Origin of the sequence: Nesterenkonia massiliensis (assembly GCF_000455245.1) — a bacterium.
GTDB lineage: Bacteria > Actinomycetota > Actinomycetes > Actinomycetales > Micrococcaceae > Nesterenkonia > Nesterenkonia rhizosphaerae.
Map to the genome: position 1 here is coordinate 514,254 of NZ_HG005166.1, position 1,129 is coordinate 515,382.

Here is a 1,129-nt window from a genome sequence, read left to right on the forward strand (position 1 = left end):
GGATATCGGGCTCTTCGGAGTTCAGGTGGGGAGGTGGCCGTCGAGGCCTCCGCCGATGAGGAGCATTCTGAGTCGGTAGTTGTCTCGGTTGCGGAAGCCTCGGGCGATGCGGCGGGCGAGTTCGATGAGCCCATTGATCGCTTCAGTACCACCGTTATTGGCACGGGCTGTGGTGAAGTAGGCCAGGAAGGCTTGGCGCCACCGGCGTAGGGTCCTTCCGAGTCTGGCGATCTCCGGGACTGGGCAGTGGTGGAAGGAGTCGAGGACCTTCAGCGCGATCCGCCGGCCGGCCTTTAGGTCGTGGTGCTGGTAAGCGGCCCGCAGCTCTTGGGCGCATTGGTAGGCCAGGAAAACCTCTTCGTGTCGTGGGTCTGCGGTGATGACTCGCTCTAAGCGTCGAGACTGGTTGGGAGTGAGGTTCTCTGCCCCTGATTGCAGAACCCGGCGGATCCCATAGAGCGGGTCGCCTTTGCGGCCACGGTGGCCCAGGGTCTCTTGCTGGACTCGGCGACGGACCTCATCAACCGCGGCAGTACCGAGCTTCACGACATGGAAGGCATCCAGGACTGCGGTGGCGTCTTCTAACTGTTCATCGATGGCGTTCTTATACCCAGCGAAGGGATCCAGTGGAGCGATTTCGATCCCGCACCGGAACTGCTCGCTACGGGCAGCTAGCCACCCGGCGTAGGCTTTGCCGGTGCGGCCTGGCACCAGGTCCAGCAGCCTGGCCTGCACCGCGCCGGAGGCGTTTCTGGTCAGGTCGACCATCCCGGTCAGCGCCTTCAGGCCCCGCCGGGCGGGGTTGACGTGGTGCCAAATATGTTCATCGACCCCGAGGGTCTTCACCCCGGTGAAGCGTCGCTCATCGGCGGCGGCTTGTTCCAGCAGTGGCCGGATGGCCGCCCACGCGGTGTGCCAGTCAACGCCGAGTTGCCGGGCTAGGCCCTGGATGGAGAGGTTCTCTCGGCGCATCTGCCGAATGCCCCAGGCGATGCAGCGCCGGGTCAACAGCGCCCTGGGCGCGGCCACCGCGGGGTTCTGCTCAGTGAACACACCCCTGGGGCAGTCAACGTCTTGGCAGCGCCATCGGCGCTTACGCCAGACCAGCCGGGCCGGGACTGCGTATACC

1 protein-coding gene is annotated in these 1,129 nt (G+C 65.2%); it reads right to left on the reverse strand.

What is annotated here, in order from left to right:
• Window positions 1-21: 21 nt before the first annotated feature.
• Window positions 22-1,129, reverse strand: a 1,108-nt coding sequence (locus tag TX78_RS05540) for an ISL3 family transposase (RefSeq protein ID WP_044494514.1), incomplete at its 5' end; no start/stop codon positions are given.